Annotated in this window: 16 protein-coding genes; all 16 read right to left on the reverse strand. The window is 69.8% G+C overall.

What is annotated here, in order from left to right; translation table 11 throughout:
- Positions 1-2083: 2083 nt before the first annotated feature.
- A complete protein-coding gene (locus tag AC07B0_RS36085; protein ID WP_469383268.1) occupies positions 2084-5392 on the reverse strand; it encodes a LysM peptidoglycan-binding domain-containing protein in 3309 nt (1102 codons plus the stop codon).
- A 33-nt stretch (positions 5393-5425) separates the two neighbouring features.
- Positions 5426-5845 (reverse strand): pilus assembly protein TadG-related protein, encoded by a 420-nt coding sequence (locus AC07B0_RS36090; RefSeq protein WP_469383281.1) that lies wholly within the window; start codon positions 5843-5845, stop codon positions 5426-5428.
- Between the two features lie 66 nt (positions 5846-5911).
- Complete coding sequence (locus AC07B0_RS36095) at positions 5912-6379, reverse strand: TadE/TadG family type IV pilus assembly protein (RefSeq protein ID WP_469383266.1); 468 nt, start codon at positions 6377-6379, stop codon at positions 5912-5914.
- A complete protein-coding gene (locus tag AC07B0_RS36100) occupies positions 6376-6726 on the reverse strand; it encodes a TadE family protein (RefSeq protein WP_469383278.1) in 351 nt (116 codons plus the stop codon). Before AC07B0_RS36100 ends, AC07B0_RS36095 begins: the two co-directional genes overlap by 4 nt.
- A gap of 139 nt (positions 6727-6865) precedes the next feature.
- On the reverse strand, positions 6866-7063 hold the full coding sequence (locus AC07B0_RS36105; RefSeq protein WP_356877210.1) for a hypothetical protein: 198 nt from the start codon (positions 7061-7063) through the stop codon (positions 6866-6868).
- Positions 7064-7086: 23 nt separating this feature from the next.
- On the reverse strand, positions 7087-7971 hold the full coding sequence (locus AC07B0_RS36110; RefSeq protein ID WP_469383264.1) for a type II secretion system F family protein: 885 nt from the start codon (positions 7969-7971) through the stop codon (positions 7087-7089).
- Positions 7968-8897, reverse strand: coding sequence for a type II secretion system F family protein (locus AC07B0_RS36115; RefSeq protein WP_469383261.1), 930 nt, complete (start codon positions 8895-8897; stop codon positions 7968-7970). The genes AC07B0_RS36110 and AC07B0_RS36115 overlap by 4 nt, the downstream gene beginning before the upstream one ends.
- Positions 8894-10462 (reverse strand): CpaF family protein, encoded by a 1569-nt coding sequence (locus AC07B0_RS36120; protein ID WP_469383258.1) that lies wholly within the window; start codon positions 10460-10462, stop codon positions 8894-8896. Before AC07B0_RS36120 ends, AC07B0_RS36115 begins: the two co-directional genes overlap by 4 nt.
- Positions 10452-11261, reverse strand: coding sequence for a hypothetical protein (locus tag AC07B0_RS36125; protein ID WP_469383255.1), 810 nt, complete (start codon positions 11259-11261; stop codon positions 10452-10454). Before AC07B0_RS36125 ends, AC07B0_RS36120 begins: the two co-directional genes overlap by 11 nt.
- Positions 11261-11842 carry an SAF domain-containing protein gene (locus AC07B0_RS36130; RefSeq protein ID WP_469383253.1) on the reverse strand — a complete coding sequence of 194 codons (582 nt, stop codon included), beginning with the start codon at positions 11840-11842 and terminating at the stop codon, positions 11261-11263. Before AC07B0_RS36130 ends, AC07B0_RS36125 begins: the two co-directional genes overlap by 1 nt.
- 194 nt (positions 11843-12036) lie before the next feature.
- The gene (locus AC07B0_RS36135; protein ID WP_469383251.1) at positions 12037-12888 is read right to left on the reverse strand and encodes an ATP/GTP-binding protein; all 852 of its coding nucleotides are present in this window, start codon (positions 12886-12888) and stop codon (positions 12037-12039) included.
- A 14-nt stretch (positions 12889-12902) separates the two neighbouring features.
- Positions 12903-13514, reverse strand: coding sequence for a hypothetical protein (locus tag AC07B0_RS36140; RefSeq protein ID WP_469383249.1), 612 nt, complete (start codon positions 13512-13514; stop codon positions 12903-12905).
- A gap of 489 nt (positions 13515-14003) precedes the next feature.
- On the reverse strand, positions 14004-14906 hold the full coding sequence (locus AC07B0_RS36145) for a replication-relaxation family protein (RefSeq protein ID WP_469383247.1): 903 nt from the start codon (positions 14904-14906) through the stop codon (positions 14004-14006).
- Complete coding sequence (locus tag AC07B0_RS36150; RefSeq protein WP_469383245.1) at positions 14903-17494, reverse strand: ATP/GTP-binding protein; 2592 nt, start codon at positions 17492-17494, stop codon at positions 14903-14905. Before AC07B0_RS36150 ends, AC07B0_RS36145 begins: the two co-directional genes overlap by 4 nt.
- Positions 17479-18147 (reverse strand): hypothetical protein, encoded by a 669-nt coding sequence (locus AC07B0_RS36155; protein WP_478900082.1) that lies wholly within the window; start codon positions 18145-18147, stop codon positions 17479-17481. Before AC07B0_RS36155 ends, AC07B0_RS36150 begins: the two co-directional genes overlap by 16 nt.
- Positions 18144-19106 carry a C40 family peptidase gene (locus AC07B0_RS36160; protein ID WP_469383241.1) on the reverse strand — a complete coding sequence of 321 codons (963 nt, stop codon included), beginning with the start codon at positions 19104-19106 and terminating at the stop codon, positions 18144-18146. Before AC07B0_RS36160 ends, AC07B0_RS36155 begins: the two co-directional genes overlap by 4 nt.
- Positions 19107-19253 lie beyond the last annotated feature (147 nt).

Raw genomic sequence — 19253 nt, forward strand, 5'->3', positions numbered from 1 at the left:
CGCCCCGACGACGACCGCGGCAAGAGCGCGGACAACGCTTCCCACTCCAGATCCGACAGTTCATGACGACGCACCATGCGGCACATGATCCCCCATCAGAACCCTTTGAAGACAGTGCCTAAGGGGGGTGGCCGGCCTCAGGTGGATGGAGCCTCCCGGGGAAGCCCGGATCAGCAAGGGGCGCTGGAGGGAGTGACCCCGCCAAGTTCGGAGCTTGGAGAAGTGGGCGACGCGGGTACGGCTGCCGGCAACTATGCGCGCCACGTCACCACATGTGATCGGTGTCCCCGCGAGATGTGGTGTCCCCAAGGCTCTCGGTTGCGGAGGTACCTCATCGGCGAGCAGAACCACAAACGAGCCCAACATCTGCGGCACCCAACCACCCCATAGGCCAGGACACTGTCGCGGACGCGCTCAGGCCGCCATCGCACTCCTCATCTCGCACCGCACAGCTGACTCACACGCACCGGATACTCCGATGGACGGGTGAGTGGCCGATCCGCCATCGGCCACGGCCGAGCGGGGTCGGCACCGGCCACCGCTGAGGGGCCGATCCTTTCCGCCTGCGGACAGCCGGTGAGGACCTGAGTTGAGACCGGTGAGTTGGCCGGTGAACCTACCAGTGACGTTTGGCTTCGCCGGGACACGGTGACCGACGGACCGGGTGAGTTCATCGGTGAGTTCTCGGGTGACCCGTGACCAAAGTGGTGAACTTGCATCGCGACCGGTGAGTATGAACTTCACTACCCTGCAGGCACGGTCGGACTTGCTCGTTCCGTCCCCTGTAGGTGACGGTCTCAGCGAGCATTCTGAGGGCGAAACCAGCCTCAGTCTGGCGAGTGTGAACCGGGAGATCTGTATGGGTACTGCGCTGCGAATCGACACTGACGGAGCGACGGTCGCGTTGCCGTGGCCTCACGATGACGGAGACCGAAGGCAGGCCGTGCGCGCCGCTGTTGGCGGAGCGCCGGATTACGGGGTCTATCACCGTCGCGCGCACTTCCACGTCCACGGGAACGGGCAGCATGAGGGCCTGCCCGTGAACCTGGCGGCGTGGATTCTCGCTTCCCTCTGGCGTGGTGAGCTTCCGTACGGCTTCTATGGGCCGGTTGTTGTCACTGGGCCGGGAGCCGGTGATCTCGACGACGACATGGTGAGTGAGGTGCTGGCGGTATGTGCCGCAGTCGCGGAAGTACGCCAGGAATGGGTCCTGCGGCCGCCGGCAGGGGAGCCTCAGGCACGCGCCGAACTCTTCGCCGCGGCCAGGCACTCGTTGTCCCGACCCCCCTCTGGCGCAGGCCGCTAGATCCTTCCCCGCACGAACCGCGTCCGGTGCCCAAGCACACGGACCAGCTCGGCAACGAACTCCGGCAGCAGCGGGGGCCGTTTCGGAATTCGGACCCCAGGTATGCGAAGGCGAGCCCGTCTCCAGCCCACTCCCACGCGGCCAGTGGCACCTCACCTCCGCATACCGGACATGGCACGTCGGCCCAGCCGGTGTTCCACCATTCGCCCGTGGCCGGCGAGAACGCCTCACGATGCCCATCCCTGATCGCCGCCGCGCAGTACGGACGGAGCGGCGGTCCGCTGTACTGCGGCGAGAAGAACACCGTCCGCCCAGTGACAGCGGTCAGCCCCTTGCTCCCTCCCGCTTCCCAGAGCCCGGTCGCCTGCTCCTATCGCGGCCCAGGGCCGTAATCTGGCAGGCCACGATTCCCTCGCCCACCAGCCACGCCGCAACCCGCTCCCGTGCACGATGGCGTCCTCGGCGGTCGCGTCCAGGTCGACGATCGTCTGAAAAGAGCTGCTCACCGGCGAACGGAAGGCGGCCTCCTTGATTCCACAAAGCCCGTACATTCTGATCCCTATGGCGATACCCACCCGCGACAAGAATCGGAGGTTCACTTCCCTTGCGCGCGGCACGTCGCATACATGATCGACAAGATGATCGCTGGACCCCGGAGATCGTTTACGGGATGCCCTTGGCTCAGTGCCCGTGCTCCACTCAGCTGGGATCTCAGTACGAAGGGCCGTGCCCCATCACGACGTGATGGGGCACGGCCATGCTTGCGTCAGCGCGGGGCTAGCTTGTGGTGAGCTGCCGTGCGCTAGTGGCCGACTGGGTGGAGAGCACGCGGTTGATGGTTTCCTCGGTGGTGTCGTCCAGGCTGATGTCGTAGGTCCTGGCCATCTGCTGAAGCCGGGCAACCGTCTTGCGGACGGCCGCATGATTCTGAGCGGTCCACTCGATGGTGAGGAGGTCGCGGTAGAGGACCTCGGAGGTCTCCTCGATATCTAGGGCCTGGAGAACGGTACGGCGGGCGGCGTCCAGGTCGGGGTGCTCGCCGTCGGTGTGCCAGCACGCCAGCGTGTGGGCGGTGTCGGTGATCCTCGCCATCATTTCCTGGATCACCGGGTCAGCCCAGGGCAGGACGCGCCCGTCGAACGGCTTGGCCCGGACCAGGGCCATGGCCGCTTCCAGGTCTGCGGTTCCGGACTTCGGGCCCGCGGCGAGACCGCGTGCGGCCAGGGCTTTGAACTGGTCCCAGTCCGAGGTCACGGACGGATGGAAGCTGTAGCCGGCTCCGGACTTCGGCCGGGGCAGCAGGGGCTGGCCGTCGGGGGACGTCCCGATGGCGCCCCGCAGTTCCGACAGACGTGACTGCATGGTGTGGGTGTTCCAGGGGCTGACCGGGTCCACTGCCTGACACAGGTAGTCGACGCTGCGGCCGGGCCGCAGGTGGATCAGGGCCGCGACGGCGGCGGTGCGAGGGGCGTGCGCGGATACGGCGGTTCCGGTCAGCCGCAGAGAGCCGAGCACCTCGATCCGTACGACTCCCCCCTCGACGGCGGACACCGTCACCCCCGTTTCCGGGGCGATATCCGAGTCTCTGGTGTCCTGGCTGGGCACCGCAGCGGCCGGCTCTGTCTTCATTGCCTCGTTGGACGGGGCAGTGGGGTTCAGTCCGGCGAGGAGCGCGGGGAATGGCTTGCCCGGGTCCTTGGCGTCCTCGCTGGTACCGCGGACAGTGAGTGCTGTCCCGCTGGCGGCGGGCTGGCCGTGGCTCTCGGTGAACTCCCAGGCTCCGGCTGCGGGGTTGGCTTCCTCGGTGGTGACCTTCAAGGCGTGCACGAACTCGCGGTACTGCTCGTCGGTGACCCGCTGGAGTGTCACCGGCAGGTCCAGGGGGTCGAGGCGTGTGTCGGTGTCGCGGGCGGTGTTCAGGATTTCGGCGTGGGGGAATGCGCGGCGGGTGGCAGGGGTCGCGGGCAGGACCACGGCTGTGTACAGGTCGCGGGCGGCGGCGAGGGCGTCGGCGAGCTGGGTGACGTGCTCCTCGTCGTGGTCACCGGCGCCGATCATCAGCCACGACAGTGCCTGTTCACCGTTCTGGTGAGCTTCGAGGAGGAGTTCGCCGAGGTCGGCGGCGACGGCCGGCAGGTGCGGCATGGAACGGATCCTGCCCTGGGGGAGGAGTCCGGAGAGGCGGGTACCGAGGCCTGCGGTGAGGATCTCGCTGTAGTCGGTCCACGCGCACGTGCCTAGTTCCAGAGCGAAGGCGCGGGCGACTTCGAGGACTTCCTCCTCGGTGCCGTCCAGGAGTAGGACCCGACAGGTGGTCAGGTCCGCCAGGAGCAGACCGTGATCGCTGGCCCCGAGGGTGACGAGTCCGGGGTAGGGGGCCTGGACGTCGGCGAGATCATCGGCGGCTGGGAGGGATGTTTCGCCATCCAGGACCCAGGTGCGGGAATCACTGCCGGCCAAGAACGGCCGGATGGGTGTGGTCGGCTCGTCGAGGAGCAGCGTGATGCCGCCCCCGGTGAGGCGGACACCCCGCAGACTTGGCAGCTCGGTACCGTCCTGGGCCGCCCAGTGGGCGAGGGTACGCAGCACCCGGTCGAGGAGTTCGACACCCTCGTGCGCGGCCGCGGCCGCGAGGACCTGTTCGGTGGCGGTGGGGTCGCTGTCCTGGGCGATGGTCTGCCCTGCACGCCGTGCGCGGTGCTGAAGGATCCGGCGGACGCCGACGGCCCCGGCGAGGGAGGCGGCGAGGAGCGTTCCGATCCCGCCGACCAGCGCCCAGTTGACACTCTCGGCGGCGGGCTGCGCCTCGGAGCTGGCCGCGGCAGGGGAGGCGGACGCACTCGGCTTTGCGGGGGTCGCCTGCTTGGGCACCTGGGCGGCCGGGGTGGGCGAGGAAGGGGCCTTGGCCGGCGTGCTGGCCGAACCGGTCGGGGAAGGTGCGGGCGTGGTGGCAGGCGAAGGCCGGGCCGACGGTGGAGCGGCCGGCGAGGCCTTCGGCGGGGGAGTGGCCCCTACCGGATCACCGGTGCGGTCGGCGGGCCGGGCAGCATCCGGCGCCGGCTTGCCTGCCTCTTGGGGCTTGGCGCCTTCGGGGAGGGTGAGCTGCTGGCCGGGGTAAATCAGATCGGGGTCGGTGAAGACACCGCCCCCGGGCAGCGGACCGCCCTCGTTGAGCTCCCAGATCTCGAGGTACCGCGCCTGCTGTCCCAGCTGCTCACCGGCGATGCTGGAGAGGCTGTCCCCGCTGCGCACCGTGTACGGAGTGCTCTTGGCGGACTCGGTGTGGCTGCCTTTGGTGCTCATCCCACCGGTCTGAGGCAGCGCTGCTGCAGCCGTACCAGCCGGTGCCGGTGCCGGGGGTACGGGTGTTGCTGCTGTGGGAAGGTGGAGGATCCATCCGGGCTGGATGGGCTGGTCCGCGTCGAAGCTCTGGCCGTCGGTCATGGTCCGGCCCGTGTTGAGGGCGGCGATGTCCGTCCACTTTTCACCGTCGCCCAGTACCTGCTCGGCGATCGACCACAGGCTCTCGGCTGGGCGCACATCACGCACCGTGTACGTCACCGCCGCGCCGCCCGCCTTGTCGGTGCCAGCTGCGGGCCGCTGGCCTTCGCTGTGCGGGCCCGGTGTGCTGGTGGTGCTCACGCTCACGGACTGGGCTGGGGGTGCGAGGGTGGGGGCGGCGAGAGCGGTTCCGGCGGGCAGGACCACGAAGATGGCGCCGACCAGAGCGGCGGCGGCCCGCTGCCCGACGAGGCCGCGGATCTGCGGGGCGGCGCGGCCGCGGAGCTGGGCGGGGATCTCCAGCAGGACTGCGATGGTGAAACAGGCCCAGCCGATCCACCCGGCGACGGCGAGGAGCAGCAGGAAGACCTGGCCGGAGTCGTCGGTGGAGAACAGGGAGGAGAGCGCGGCGACGCCGGGCGGGCCGACGATGGTGGTCGCCCACCAGAGCAGGGCGGGCAGACCGGCGATCAGGGCGGCGAGGACAGTGAGGCTCAGCAGGGCGCGCAGGACCGCGCCGGCTGCTTGGGCACCGCTGCGGGCCGGCCGGGCTGGTGTGCGTGGGGGAGTGGGCGGCTTCGGCATGGCCGGGTCCTTCTCGCTTCAGGGAGGGAGGGGTTACTGGGGTTGGGTGATGCCATGCAACAGGCGGGCGCTGCCGTGCCCGGTGACGTCCATGGACCCGATCCCGACGATCGCCAGGAACTTGGTCTGGTAGCTGCCGTTGACGGCGACGGTCAGCTGGGTCCGGTCCGCGGAAAGGGTGGCGCTGCCCTTCGCGCCGGCCGCGGCCAGGTAGGCCTGTGCTGCGGCCTGGGCGGCGCCGGGATCGGCTTGGACGCCGGTACCGGTGACGGCGGCGGCGGGGTCGATGGCCTGCCCGGCGGCGCGGGCGGCCTCCATCGCGACGGAGTTCGCGCGTTCGGTGGCGCGCAGCTTGCCGCCGCCGTCGATGGCCAGCCCGATGATGCCCAGCAGAGCGATGGCGACGATGGCGGTGAACACGGCGATCCCGCCCTCATCGTCACCAGCGCGCAGCCGGGCCCACACCTGATGCGGCCCCAGCCCGCTGGCCGTCTGAAGCTCTTGTGTTGGGGTCACGGCTTATCCCTCCCGGGATCGATAGGCGTCCACCACGGAAGTGAACCGGCTGGTGAGTGTCTTGGACCCGGGTACTCCTGGCAGCAGGAGATCGGCCATCGTCACGGTGCAGGAGATCGTCACGGTGACGGTGCCGACCTCACCGATCGGCACGGCCAGCCCGGCCGTGTCGACGCTCGTACTCGTCGAGGCGCAGTGGATGCCCTGGTCATTGAGGGAGCGGGCGGCCGCGGCGCTGGCCTCGGCCTGCGCCCCGGAGTAGGTGCGTGAGATGGACGCGGCGCGGGCGGCGTCTTCCGCTGCGGCGTCGATCTTCGCCCCGGAGGTGACGATCCGCCCCCCGGCGATGGCCATGCACAGCAGCATCAGCAGGAGCGGGGTGACGATTGCGGCGGCGATGGTCTCGCTGCCCCGGTCCTCCCGCAGCCGGCTCACCCAACCGTGCGCCTGGCCACTGGCGTTGTCGCTCATGGCGCGGTCCACCGTTCGCGTGGTGCGCCCGCGGACTGCGAGACGCTCAGTCCGGACAGACCTGGGATCAGGGAAGGGGCGGTTCCGGTGACGGTCACCCGGACCTCGGTGGCGCTGCTGCCGGAGGTACTGATGGTGCTGTCGTTCAGGCTGTCGCCCGCGATCCGGCCGAGGGTCTCGCGGGCACGGGCCGCTCCCGCGCTCTCCGGCGCCTGGTGGACACGGGCCGCGGCCACGCCCTCGCGCGCTGCGGTCAGTGCGATGTTGCGGGCGTAGAACCACATGGAGGCCTGGACGACCGCGACCGTGACCAGGATGACGAACGGAAAGACGATCGCCATCTGAATGGACGCCTCCCCCCGGTCGCTCCGCTCCTGGTCGTCTGGGGGAGGTGCCTCCCCGGCTGTGGCCCGTTCTGTGTCCGACACCCCGCCCCCTTCTCCCATGGTTCTGCTGCCACGCTTCGTTGTGCCTGCCGTGCAGTGCTCAGATGCCCGAGAGCTTGGTGTTGTACTTGGTGACGACGATCCCGATCGTCCCGGCGATGGCGAGGGCCCCGGCGACGGCGGCGACCCAGATGATGATCGTGGTGATGGAGATGTCTCCCCGGTCCTTGTCGCTGTGCTCCTTGATCTCCTCCCAGTGCGAACGCAACGCGAGAGACAGACGGATGGCGAGCTTCATGAGTGGACTCCTTCTCAGGTGTGTCAGGTGTTGATCATGCGGATGACGCCGGGGAACGCGATGAGGAGCATGACCAGGACAGCCATCAGGGCGCCGGGGGCGGTCATCTTCTCGCTGTTGGCGTTCGCGTCGGCCGCCTGGGCGGCGAGGAGCTCGGTGCGCAAGTTCTTCGCACGGGAGCGCAGGGTGGCGTAGACGGAGGCGCCGTCGTCAGCGGACTGCCGCATGATCGCGGCGAGATCGTCGAGAACGGGCAGGTCGAGTTCGGCGGTTAGGCGGACCAGGGATTCCCAGTGCGGGACCTTGTCGACCCGCGAGCGGGCCAGCGCTTCCTGGATCCGCTGGAACGCCCACCCCTGCCCGACCAGGGCGGCCTGCTCCATGGCTTGCTCGGCGGACACGTTCCCGGCCCGGCGCAGCGCGACCAGGTCGAGGTAGGCGGCCATGGCGTGGGCGAACTCGTTCCGTGCCCGCTTGGCCTTGTCCCGCAGGGCAAGGTCGGGGGCGAACCACAGCACAATGCTGGCGAGGATCCCCACGATCGCGGGCAGATACAGCGGCACTCCCAGCAGCAGAAGCGGGATCGTGGAGAGGGGCGGAAGCAGCAGACCCCCGCCCGCCAACGCCACCTTCATCAGCAGGAATCGCGCCGGCGCCGTGCCGGTAAGCGCGAGGTCCTTGTAGGGGATCCGTACACCCGGGGCGTCGGCGAGACGCTCCACCAGCCACTGCCCCCACCGCTCGTCCGGGTCGGCTTCCTTGCCGAGGACCGGGGGCGTGGCCGGCTCGTTAAGACGTCGCAGGGCGGGGCCGAGGGCGGGTGCCGGGCGCAGAATCTCGCGCACCGCGAGGGCCACTCCACCGCCGATGGCCGCGCCGGCCAGGATCGCTGAGATAGGTGCAGTCATGCGCTCACCTCCTCGTTCGTGTGTGCCCCGTCAGAGAAGGGGGCGGGCCCGACGGCGCTGCGGGGGTCGGTGATCAGGAAGCGGGGAGTGGGCTTGGTGTCGGCGATCTGCCGCATGAGCGCGAGCACCCCGACGAAGCCGGCCGACAGGATCCCAAGGACCAGCTGGCCGAGAAACGTGCCGTAGGGGGCCGTATAGGAGGGGACAAGGAACCCGGCGCCGATGACGCCGAGGGTGATGATCGTCATCCACCGCATCGTCGTACGGGGCTTGGCCCGGTCCGCCTCGATGACCCGGCGCCGGGCGACCTCCTCGTGGACGGACTCGGCGAGGTCATCGAGAGCCTGCGCCAGGCCCGGCCCGCGGTCGGCCGCCGACATTACGAGCGCAGCCACCACCTTGTCAGCCGTCACATCGTCCAGGAGATCGCCGAGTTCGCGCAGTGCCTCCGTGAGCCGCCACCCGGCCTGAAGCCGGTCAACCAGGTCACCGACCTCGGCTGCGATCTCCGCGGGGCATCCCTTGCGGGACACCTGGAGCGCTTCGTCCAGGCCGCGGCCGAGCCGCAGCACGTTCGCCAGACGCTGCGTCCACTCGCCCAGCGCCTCCAGCTTCCCGATCCGCGCGGTGGCGGACTTCGTCGGCGACAGCAGCCACGGCACGCCGATCACGGCGAGGAACACCAAAGCTGCGGCGATGAACACTCCCGACACCAGCCACAGAGCCATCCCGGCCGTCGCGCCGATGGCCAGCCGCGTACGGCGGACCATCTTCTCGTCGCGGCCCGCGAGTCGGCGTCCGGCGCGTAGCCGGGCGGCTATCCCCGGCCCCTTGGGGGCCGTCGTGCCCGCCACACCGACGACGACACCGACCAGGCCACCCGCGACGGCAAGGCCCGCCAGGACCCACAGCAACAGCACGGTCATGTCGTGACCTCCGGCACCAGCAGCGGAAGAGCTGTCGCCCACGCCCCGGTGGGCGCATCCAGAAGGGCTGCGTCGAAGCCGGCTCGCCGCAGGTCGTTCACGCAGCGCGGGAGCATCAGAGGAACGGCCCGGTGCTCGCCCCAGTCCGGGCGCGGCCCGAAGACCGTGTTGGTCTCCGGCCGTCCGCCTTCACCGATCCCGGTGACCTCCAGGACGTGGGAGACGAACCGGTGCCGGTGCCCGCCGATCCGCGTCTCATCGATCTGCCCGACGAACACGATGAAGTCGAGTCCGTTCGCGGCCTGCCGGTAGGCGAGCGCCTCGGACATGTTCGCCTGTGCCAGCAGATACAGCTCGGCGATCCGGTCGAAGACCACCGACGGCCGGATGGCGTGCAGCGTGCACAGGTTGCCGCCCGCACCGTTGGTCATCGCCTGGAGCATCGCCACGATCTCCGGCCCGCGGACCTCACCGACCACGATCCGCGTCAGCGTCATACGCAGCGCCCGGTACATCAGATCCATCAGCGTGATCTCACCCGCCGCTACCCCGCCGACGACCTCGCCGTTCGACTCCCGGGCCTCCATCGGCACGACCTGCCGGTGGTAGCCGTTCTCGTGGGCGAAAAGCTCGTACTCCGTCTCCAGGGTCGCGAACCGCTCATCGGGGTCGATCTCCCGCAGTAGTGCCCGCAGCAGGGTGGTCTTGCCCGCCGCCTGCCCGCCGACGACCATGATGTTCTTCTCGGCGCGCACGCACGCCCGCAGGAACTCCTCCAGCGTCGTATCGAGCATGCCCTTGGACACCAGCTCGGGCAGATCCGCGTCACGCATGCTGTGCCGGCGGATCGTCACATAGGTGCCGGGGGTGACCTCGGTGACGGCCTGGAGCCGTGATCCCTCCGACAACCGCAGGGCCAGGAACGGGTCCGCCGTCGACAGACTCCGCTCCGACTGGCCGGTCGTGCGCCGGGCCAGATCGTGCAGGAGCTCGCGCAGCTCCTCGTCGGAGTCCGCCACCTGCGGCACCTGGACCCGACGCCCATCGGTGAAGTCGAGCCACACGTCGGAGTACGAGTTGATGAAGATGTTCTCGACGAGCACATTGTCGAGGTGCGCCTGGAGCCGACCGGCACGGAACTGAAGGTCGAATACGGCCTGCGCGATGGCCGCGTCCTCGGCCCCACTGGTCGCAGCGCTGCGCTTGATGGCCTCGGCGTCCGACCATATGGCGACCTGCTCGGCAATCAGATGACGACCTTGCTGCTCCCGCGAAGCCTCCGAAAGCCCCGGCCGGGCCCGCAGCAGGTCGGTCAGCCGCTCCCCGACTTCCTTCTTGATCAGCCGCACCGCCGCATAGTCCAGCGGTGCGGCAAGGACGCTCGGCGTCTGGGCGACGACCGCCGAGACCGCCGGAACGGCTGCCGCCGGGCGTACGGCATCCGGTCCCCAGCCCGTTGGCGGAACCGATGCGGGTGGGACCTGTCGGGTGGGTGCGGGACGCGCTTCGGACAGTCGGGCGGCGAGGGAACCGCGGGGGTCGTGGTGGATGGGGTTAGCGCGCATTGGTGACCGCCTGTCCCGCTGTCGGCGGGGCCAGACGCGAACGCCGGATCTCCACCATCTCCTGCACCCGCACCGCCGCCGACCGCGCCGACCGCATGAACGGACTCGCCTCGAACCGGCGAGGCTGCTCCGCCCCGTCCGACAACACCGCGGCCTCCTTCGGCCGCCACGGCATCACCGCCACCACCTCGACCTCCAACCGCTTGCGAACCTCCTCCCGGGAGAACGGGCCCTCATCGACCAGGACCATGGCGACGTCCGCCCCCGCCCCCAGCTGCTCCCGCAACGCCTTCAGCCGCACCTGCGCGCTTTGCAGGCTCCTCAACGTGTTCCGCGCGACCAGCAGCACGACGTCGGCGCGCTGCGCCAGGACGCCCGACGCTCCGAAGGCTCCTCGACGTCCGAGGTCCACCAGGACATCGTGGCCGTGGTCCTCGATCCCGGCGAACAGGCCGGCGAGCGGCCGCCAGACCGGCTCCATCGCCGACGCGTGCGCCGGGTCGTACAGGCCGGGCAGCACCAGCCGGTCGCGGGTCTCGGCGTCGGTGATGTCCACCAACTGCCGCCAGAACGCATCACCGAGCTGTCCCTGCCGGGAGGCGACGGCCAGATTCCGCAGGCCGTGGGAGTTGTCCAGGGTGCCTTGGAGGGCACCGGGCAGGATCGCCCCGCCGTCGGGGTCCGCCTCGGCGAGGAGCACGCGGTGGCCCTCCGGCATCGGCCACGTCAGCAGGAGCGCCATCGCGGTCGTGGTCACTCCCGGGGCGCCGAGTCCGCCCGCCAGCGCGATGACGGTCATCAGCCCTCCTGCGGCGCGATGATCAAAGCCACCGCACCCGTCGCCACCCGCGCGGCCAGCGTCGGCCCGTCACTGGCCGGCACCGCCACATCGATCACGACCACACCCGTCGCCGGAGCGGCCACACCCACCGCCACCACCGTCGCCGGCAACGTCTTCGGCGCCGCGGCCGCCTCACCCGGCTTGCCACCGTTCGCGGCAGCTGCCTGGGCCGGGTCGGGAGTCGAGACGATCAACACCTTCTGCCCCGGCGCCAGCCGGCTCGCCGGAAGCTGCGACGGCTTCAAAGCCACACCGACCAACTGCTCCCCGGTCTTGACCAGGGAGGTCGAGGTCACCTGTTCCGGCGACAGCAGGGAACCGGCCTTCAAGGCCACCGCCGCGCGCCGGCCGACGATCCCGCCCTTCTTCGCCACCGGGACGGCCTTCACCGCCGGATCCAGCGCCATCGACGCGGGCGCCAGATCCGCATCCGTGATCGCCGCGCCCACCTGCACATCACGCGCCACCACCAGCACACTCGACCGCTGCCCGGACGCGGTGAACAGCAGCGCACCGGACAGACCCCCGGCCGCGATCAAAGCTACGGACAGAGCGATCAGCCCAGGTCGACGACGTCGCTGACGAACAACACGCGGCGCCGACACTGGGCTACAGACAGGACCACCCGGACCGGGAACGGGAGCACGACCCTGCGCGGGCGTGACAGTGCTGCTCACGAGCGATGCCTCCAAGAAGAGGGGGGAGAAAGAGGAGAAGGAGAGGAGGGGCGGGGTTACTGGCCGACTACCTGGACTTCGCCCACGGCGATGTCCACTGCACTGGAGCGGACTTCCGTCAGCTGGCCGCTCTGTCCTCCACCGGTCCAGTCGATGGTCCAGGTCGAGGTGGCGGTCACGTGGTACTTCCCGGGGTTCGCGTAGCGGTGCCCACAGTCCGGCGACGGGTTCTTACCGAACGAGGCGTTGTAGGGCGTGCCCGGGGTGGTGCAGACGACGGTCTTCCCGTCACCCATCACCCACACGATCTTCGACACCTTCGCCGTCGCCGTGACCGTCACGGCACCGGCCGACGCCGACGCGACATTCGGCCCGTACGTCTCGGGGCCGGTCGCCGTCCACATGTAGACCGGCATTCCAACCACCCCGACGCCGCCCGGTTTCGGCACGATGCCGATCGCCGGAGGAGACAGCAGCATCGAATCCACCGCACGCTGCGCCAGCACCGCGGGATCGACCGCCACCGCGCCGGGCGGATCCTGCGCCCAGAAGGCCCGCCCCGCGCCCACGAGGGCTTCGCCCTGGAGACCGTTCCCGATGCCACAGGGGTCGAGGTAGATGGCGCCGTCACCGGGCGAATGCCCCTGCCACAACGTGCTGTCGGCCGGCGGTGGAGGCTGAAGCAGACGGAATGAGCAGTCCTCGCCCATCCCGTCGATGTTCCTCCCCGACCCCTTCGATGAACCGCCCGTCTGCCCCGCGCCCGAACCGGAGGGCGGCTTGCCGCCGCTGCTTCCTTTGTCGTTGGCTTCGAGGCAGATGCGCTTTCTGCAGGGGTCGACTTTGATCGGATCATCCGCGTAAGCGTCCGACGTGCCGGCTGCGAGGAGAGCGACCGCGCCGAGCACGCGCCCGCACCTTCTTAACACGCCTTCCCCTCTTGGTTGTCCTCCAGGACCATCCAGCCGTTCGGCCACTTCTCGACGATCACGGTGTTGACGTAGCGGAGCAGCCGGGATTCGGGCAGCTTCGCTTCCATCCCGTTCTTCTCCAAGGGCTTCCACTGGCTGATGTCCAGGCAGTCCGTGATGACGGCGGTCTCGAGCTTTGCCTCCGGCTTGAAGGTGATCACTGTGCTGGAGTGCTCCGGCTTGCCGGTGAAGACATATTCGCCCTTGCGGTAGTGCGCGAGATCCTGCTGGTTTTGCACGAGCGCTGTTCCGGTGACGACCTTGCTTAGGTCCGGGTGGTTGGGGTCGGCCTTCGCGTAGGCGGCGGTTAGCACGTCCCAGTACCGGGTGTATGCCGTTTGCACCTCGGCCTTGACCGCGGCCTCGGGGTCGGCGGACACGCTGGGCGCAGCCGGGGGCGTGGGGGCGACGCTGCTGGGGGAGACGCTCGGGGCCGCGGCTTTGTTTTCCTTGCTCTCGCCGGTGCACCCGGCTGTGAACGTGATGAGGCTCGCGACGATGGTGGCGGATGTCAGGAGCCGGCGGTGAGTGGTGCGGGTGTGGTGCTGTCGTGCCGTTGTCACAGAGTCTCCCCGGGGTCACCTTGTCGGACTGGGCTGAGAGCGCCCGGCCGAGCCATATAAATCGCTTCTGCAACGTGTTTGAGTACGGTTGTGATGTGCCTATCCGGCACCCTACGACCTCAACGGTCCAGGGCCTATGGGGTTCTTGGGATGCAGATGATCGAACGTGACTTTTGCCCCTGAATGCCGGTCAGTCATATGCATGCAGGGCCGCGAGGCGGGAGTTTCGGCTGTGACCGTTCGAGAGGACGGCTTTCGGAGGGCGTCCGGCAGTCTGTGGCCGGAACTCCTCATTCTGGCTTGTTCTTTGCTGCTGGTAATGATTGCCGTCGGATCTCACCGCTTTCCTCACCACCGCTGGGCGAGGGCGTCACGATGCGGTTCCAGCACCTGTTCACCGCCTGCCCCTGCCCCTGCCCCTGCCCCTGCCCCTGCCCCTGCCCCTGCCCCTGGCTGGGCGTGGTTGCCGGCTCTCGGTCTGGGCGGGGGTTACAGCTGGGTCCAGCCGCGGGGCTCCGCGGCGCCGGCCAGCGGTGTCCAGACCGGGGCTTGGGGGCCGTGGGTTTCGATGTCTTCGAGGATGGCGGCGCCGAGGGGGACGCGGGCGGCGAGGTGGGTGACGAGGTTGTGGTTGGCGGTCATGCGCCGCAGGTCCTCGATCCGGTTGGTGAGGGTGGTGCGGGACGCGCCGGTGAGGATGAACAGGATCCGGGGGAAGCGGGGGTAGGAGCGCTGCCAGGCCAGCATCGCGGCCTGGTCTCCGATGGCGCCCCGGCGGCCGGGGGGCAGGGGGGTGTAGTCGTGGAAGCGGGCGTAGGCGATGAGTTTGCGGGCCAGGCGTTCGCTGCTCATGGTGGTGCGGTCGACTTCGACGAAGGCCCGGTACTGGAGGCGGGGGCGGGTGGCGGTGTAGTGGAAGACGGCGTCCGCGATGAGCCGGTCTTCGCCCGCGGTGTCGGGGAGGCGGTGGGTGACTTCGGGGACCCAGTCCAGCGGCTCGTACTCGTCGCCGCGGGTGCGGGCGTCGGTGAGGAAGGCGAGGTGGGCGCGGACACCGGTGAGGATATGAGCCGCGCGCAGGGTCGCCGTCTCCGATGAGTGGATCGGTGAGACGGTGCGGCCGCGCAGCTCGGGCCAGTCGCTGACGGTCTGGAGGCCTGTGGGGGTGAGGAAGTGGGCGTGGAGTCCGCTTCGGCCGCCGAGGGTGGTGTGGGCGATCAGCCCTTGCTCGCGGAGCGGAACCAGCACCTTGTGGATCTTCCGGGGCGGGATGTGGGGGAGGAGCATCTGGTGGATCTGGGTGGAGGTCAGCAGCCGGTGCTGGGCGATCAGTGCCAGGGCCCGGTGAGCCTGGGTGTCGCCGGTGTGCGGCTGGAGCAGGGCGAGGGTCATGCGTACGTCTCTCCGGTCTCGGTGTCGCCGACTGCGGCGGCGGGTGTGGCTTGGGTGGTGAGGAAGGCGCGGACCTGGACCTCCTGGGCGAGGGCCACAGCGGTCGCCTCGGCCATCGGGCGGGCCCTGGTATTGGTGTGAGACGCCTGGAGGAGCTCGGGAACCCGGGACGGCCGGGCGAGATCACCGAACACTTCCTTCAGTTCAGGGCCCCGGATCAGCAGGGGTCCGATCCGCTTGCCCGCGATGGTGAAGGACGCGTAGTGCCACCAGCGGTCCAGCCCGGAGACATCGCCGGGAGTGACGGTGCCGGGCCACTGGCTGGTGATTTGCGAGATCGCCTCGACCGAGCCGGCTGTCGTCGAGAGGCCGCCCGCGTTCTGCATCAGCGCGGAGCGGGTGGCGGGGGAGAGCCGGTGCAGGAGTTGCGTCATCCCGTGCAGACGGCACCCGAACTTCCGCAGCTGCTCAGTGATCTGGGCGACGACGTGGGAGTCCCCCTGGTCCAGGGAAATCAGCTCGTCCAGGTAGAAGCGGAAGGCCTGGCGGTCTCTTTCGGGCAGGTCGCGGCGGGACAGGCCTGCGCGCAGGAAGTCGTGGATGATCAGGGAGATCAGCAGCCGGTCGGTGGGCCCGGTCCCCGGCGGGCAGATCCACATCACTTGACCGTCGTCCATCGCGCGCCGGATGTCGTAGCCACTGACCGGACACCCCAGGAAGGCGCGGATGACTGGGGACGAACCCAGACGCTCCAGAGGGTTCAGGACTGTGGGAAGCGAGTCCCTGGGCAGGTCGGGGAAGCTGGAAGTCCACCAGCGCAGAGCCTCTGTATCGAGCAGGGCCAGCACGAGCTGGCGAAAGGCTGGCTCGGTCAGGAGCGTCCGGACCTGGAAGACCGTGGCCTGCCGCTCCGGCTCACCGGCCGCGACCGCCGCCGCATTGACGGTGAGGAGGGCTTCGACGGCCTTGGTCAGGATGGTCAGCGCCCGCGGAGCGCTCATGTCTCCCCATCCCAGGGCGCCTGCTAGCGCTTCGACCACGGCGGCGCAGACCTCGTGCGCGGGCTGGCCGCCGCTCATGTCGAGGAGGTTCCAGCAGCTGAGCATGTCCCCGTCCTCGCGGACGGTCAGGTCGAAGAGGGCGATCCGGCCCATCATGCCGTCGTGTGCGAGGTAGCGGGCTACGTCCGCGAAGGAGTCGCCGTGCGGGTCCACGAATGCGAGGCCCCGCCCGTTGTGCGCACTGGCCACCGCGTGAACCTGGGCGCGCATGGTCTTGCCCCAGCCGGCCTTGCCCGACTGGACCTCGAAGAGAGTGTCGTCCTCATGGGTGGCCAGCAGCCGCTCACTGCCGTCCGGGCCCTGGTACCAGCCCTGCGGCAGCAGCAACTTGCCCAGGTCAAAAGTCGGCATGTCGCTCTCCAGCACCGGCACGCGCGCCGCGACGGTCGGCGGCTTCAGGAATCCGGCGATCTCCTCGATGTGCGCCCACCCTCCCCGGGCCGGCCGCATCACCGCCGTCGACCACTGCTCATCGAACCGAGCCCGCCACGGCCTGCGGTCCGGCCCGAACCGCACAGGTCCCAGAGACCAGCCGAGCGACGAGAGCCGCGACGCACCCGCGTAGACATCCATGGCCGCACCGATCCGGGCCAGCCGGGCTTCGGCCCGCCCCTGGGCATCCGAGACGCACCGCACCAGAATCTGTACCCGCACCAGACCAGGGGTGTGGGCGAGCTTGCCCAGCACCGCGTCCCGGTCGACGCGGCGCGGGCGCGGGGAGATCACCATCTGCCCGCGGCGCCTGCCACTCCATTCCGCCGGGTCAAAGAGCTTCCCCACGGCCACGGGCAGACTGTCGCAGGTGTCCCGGGTGAGCCACTGCGCCTCTTGCCGGGCCTCGCGCCGGGCTTTCTCCCGGGCCTGGTGCACGGTTGTCCAGCGGCGCGCCGCCAGATGCCACCGTGACGCGGGGGAGATGTCCACGCACACTTCAGCAACGTCCCCCGTGGCCGCCTTTACCCCGCCGACGGCATCGAGCAGAGGCTGAAGCGGATCCGGGTCCAGGGGAACATTCCGTAGCCGGGACCCGGGCTCGCCGTGCAAGGTCAGGACGGCCCGCACCACGTGGTTGCGCTGTTTGTCGGTGACCGGGGCTGCCGGCTTGACCTGCACACGCGGCGCGTAAGGCGTCTGGGCGATCAGGGCGCGGGCGCTCGCTGGGGCTTCGAGCCGGTAAGCCAGCGGGCGCTCTCCGTCAGCACGAAGCCGTACGCGCAGCGTGCGGGCCCGCCGCGGGGTCCACCACGGCCCTGACCCGGCCGCCCGCACCAGCTGCATGCCCTGACGCCAGATCTGCTCAGGATCCGGGGCGAACTGCGAGGTCGGCGCGAGCTCTACAAACGTGCGCTCGGACAGGGCCTTAGTTGTGAGGCGCCGCTGCACCACTTCCCAGGCCAGGAGTCCGGCAGCCCCGATCAGGGCCAGCCACCAGCCGTTCGCCCGAACCCACAGCACCAGTGCCACGAGGACTTCGAACGTTGCCGTAGCTGTGCCGAGGAGTCCGGACGCGGTCACGTGCGGTTCCATGTGCCTTCTCCGTTCTGGGTGAAGTGGACGGCCGCGGGGCGGCCGTCAAGGTAGGTCCCGGCCGGGTCGGCCCCGGCCCACACCAGCCGCACTACCGCCCGTCCCGCCGCCGGCCGCTCGGTGCCGGTGCCCGGCGTGGGCGCGGTGTCGCGGCGGGCGGAGGCCGCCTGGATACGGACCTGCGTGTAGCCCGCCGTTTCATCCAGCCACGCAGCGCGTCCGAGGGCGATCAGCTGCCGCTCGGTATCGGGCGGCAGGTCCGGTGTGGTGGCCTGGTCCAGGACCTGCTGGATCAGAGGGTCCGCTGCCGGGCCGGAGCCGGACGGCGGAAGTTCCTGCCGGTCCGCTCCGGGACTGGCGTCAGTAGACCGGGACGGTTCGGGGGCAGGTGGCGATGAGGAGGGCAGGGCGCTCACCGGTCCGGCTGGACCAGGGGAGGCCCGGAGGGAGCGGGACGGCGCGGGCGCGCCCTGACGGTGTTCGGCCGGCAGAGCGCTGTCGGGCATGAGGCCGGCTGACTGACTTATGCTGGCCTGCGGCTCGCCGGGCTGCTCTTGCCTTCCGATCCCCGCATACAGCAGCAGAATTCCGGCAGTGGCGAGGACAGCGGCGCTGACGATCAGCCGGCTGCCGCTTGATGGTGGGCGGGTCACAGGAGCCTCGCCCCTCCCGCGTAGTCGGGCATCGAGGTGACGGGGTCGATTCGTACGGGCTTGCCCGGCCGGGGCGCGTTGATCATCTTTCCGTCGCCGAGGTAGATCCCGACGTGATGGATGGTGGAGTCCGCGGTTGGGCTGTAGCCGAAGAAGATGAGGTCACCCGGGAGCAGGGCCGCGTAGCCGGCGGAGGCGGGGATCCGTTTCCCCACACCGGCCTGCGTGGCCGCGGTGCGTGGGAGCGTGATTCCGGCTTTGGCGTAGGCGTACTGGGTCAGGCCCGAGCAGTCGAACCCGGTGACAGTGCGGCCGTCCTGTCCGCCGGGGGAGCAGCAGATCCCGGTGGTGGGACCGCTGGGTCCGCCACCGCCCCAGGAGTAGGGGAGGCCCTGCTGGGCGAGCGCGGCCTGAATGACAGCGCCGACGTTCCCGGAGGGAAGGGAGGGAGTTCGGCCGAGGGCGTCGTAGCGGTCGATGCCCGACATGACGTCGTCCACGTACGCCCAGGACAGGTTGTAGGTGTGGATGGCCTTGCGCAGCTCCTCCCGGTCGCCGAGGTTGCGGCCCTTCCCGCACAGGTAGACGGCCGCCGACGCCGCGGCGTCATCGGCGTTGTGCGGGTTGGCCACCCCGTCGCGGTTTCCGTCCTTGCCGTACGCTCGGAACGTCTCGGGCAGGAACTGGAACGGCCCCACCGCCCGCTCGAACTCAGTGTCGTTGTCCCAGTGCCCGCCGTCGGTGTCCCGGATCGCGGTCGTGTTCCCGCCGGCCCCGGACCCGTCCAGCCGAGGGCCCATGATGAGCGGCTGGATGTCCCCGCTCACCCCGACCAGACGCCCGGACGCGTGATCGGACTCCACCCGCGCGATCCCCGCCAGGACCTGCCACCGCATCCCCTTGCAGGCGGGGACATGTGCCCCGATCTGCGCGGCACCGGTGAGGTAAGCGGCCATCATCCGCTCAGGGATTCCGGCCTCGGCCGCACTGACCGCCCCACCGGCTGTCCCGCCGACGCGGTTCTTGGCCAAGGCTGTCCCGAGCACTGCCGGCCCGGCGCAGCACACGGCCGCGACCATCACGAGCACCCCGAGACACCCCAGCCT

This window comes from Streptomyces sp. NPDC044704 (genome assembly GCF_056433525.1).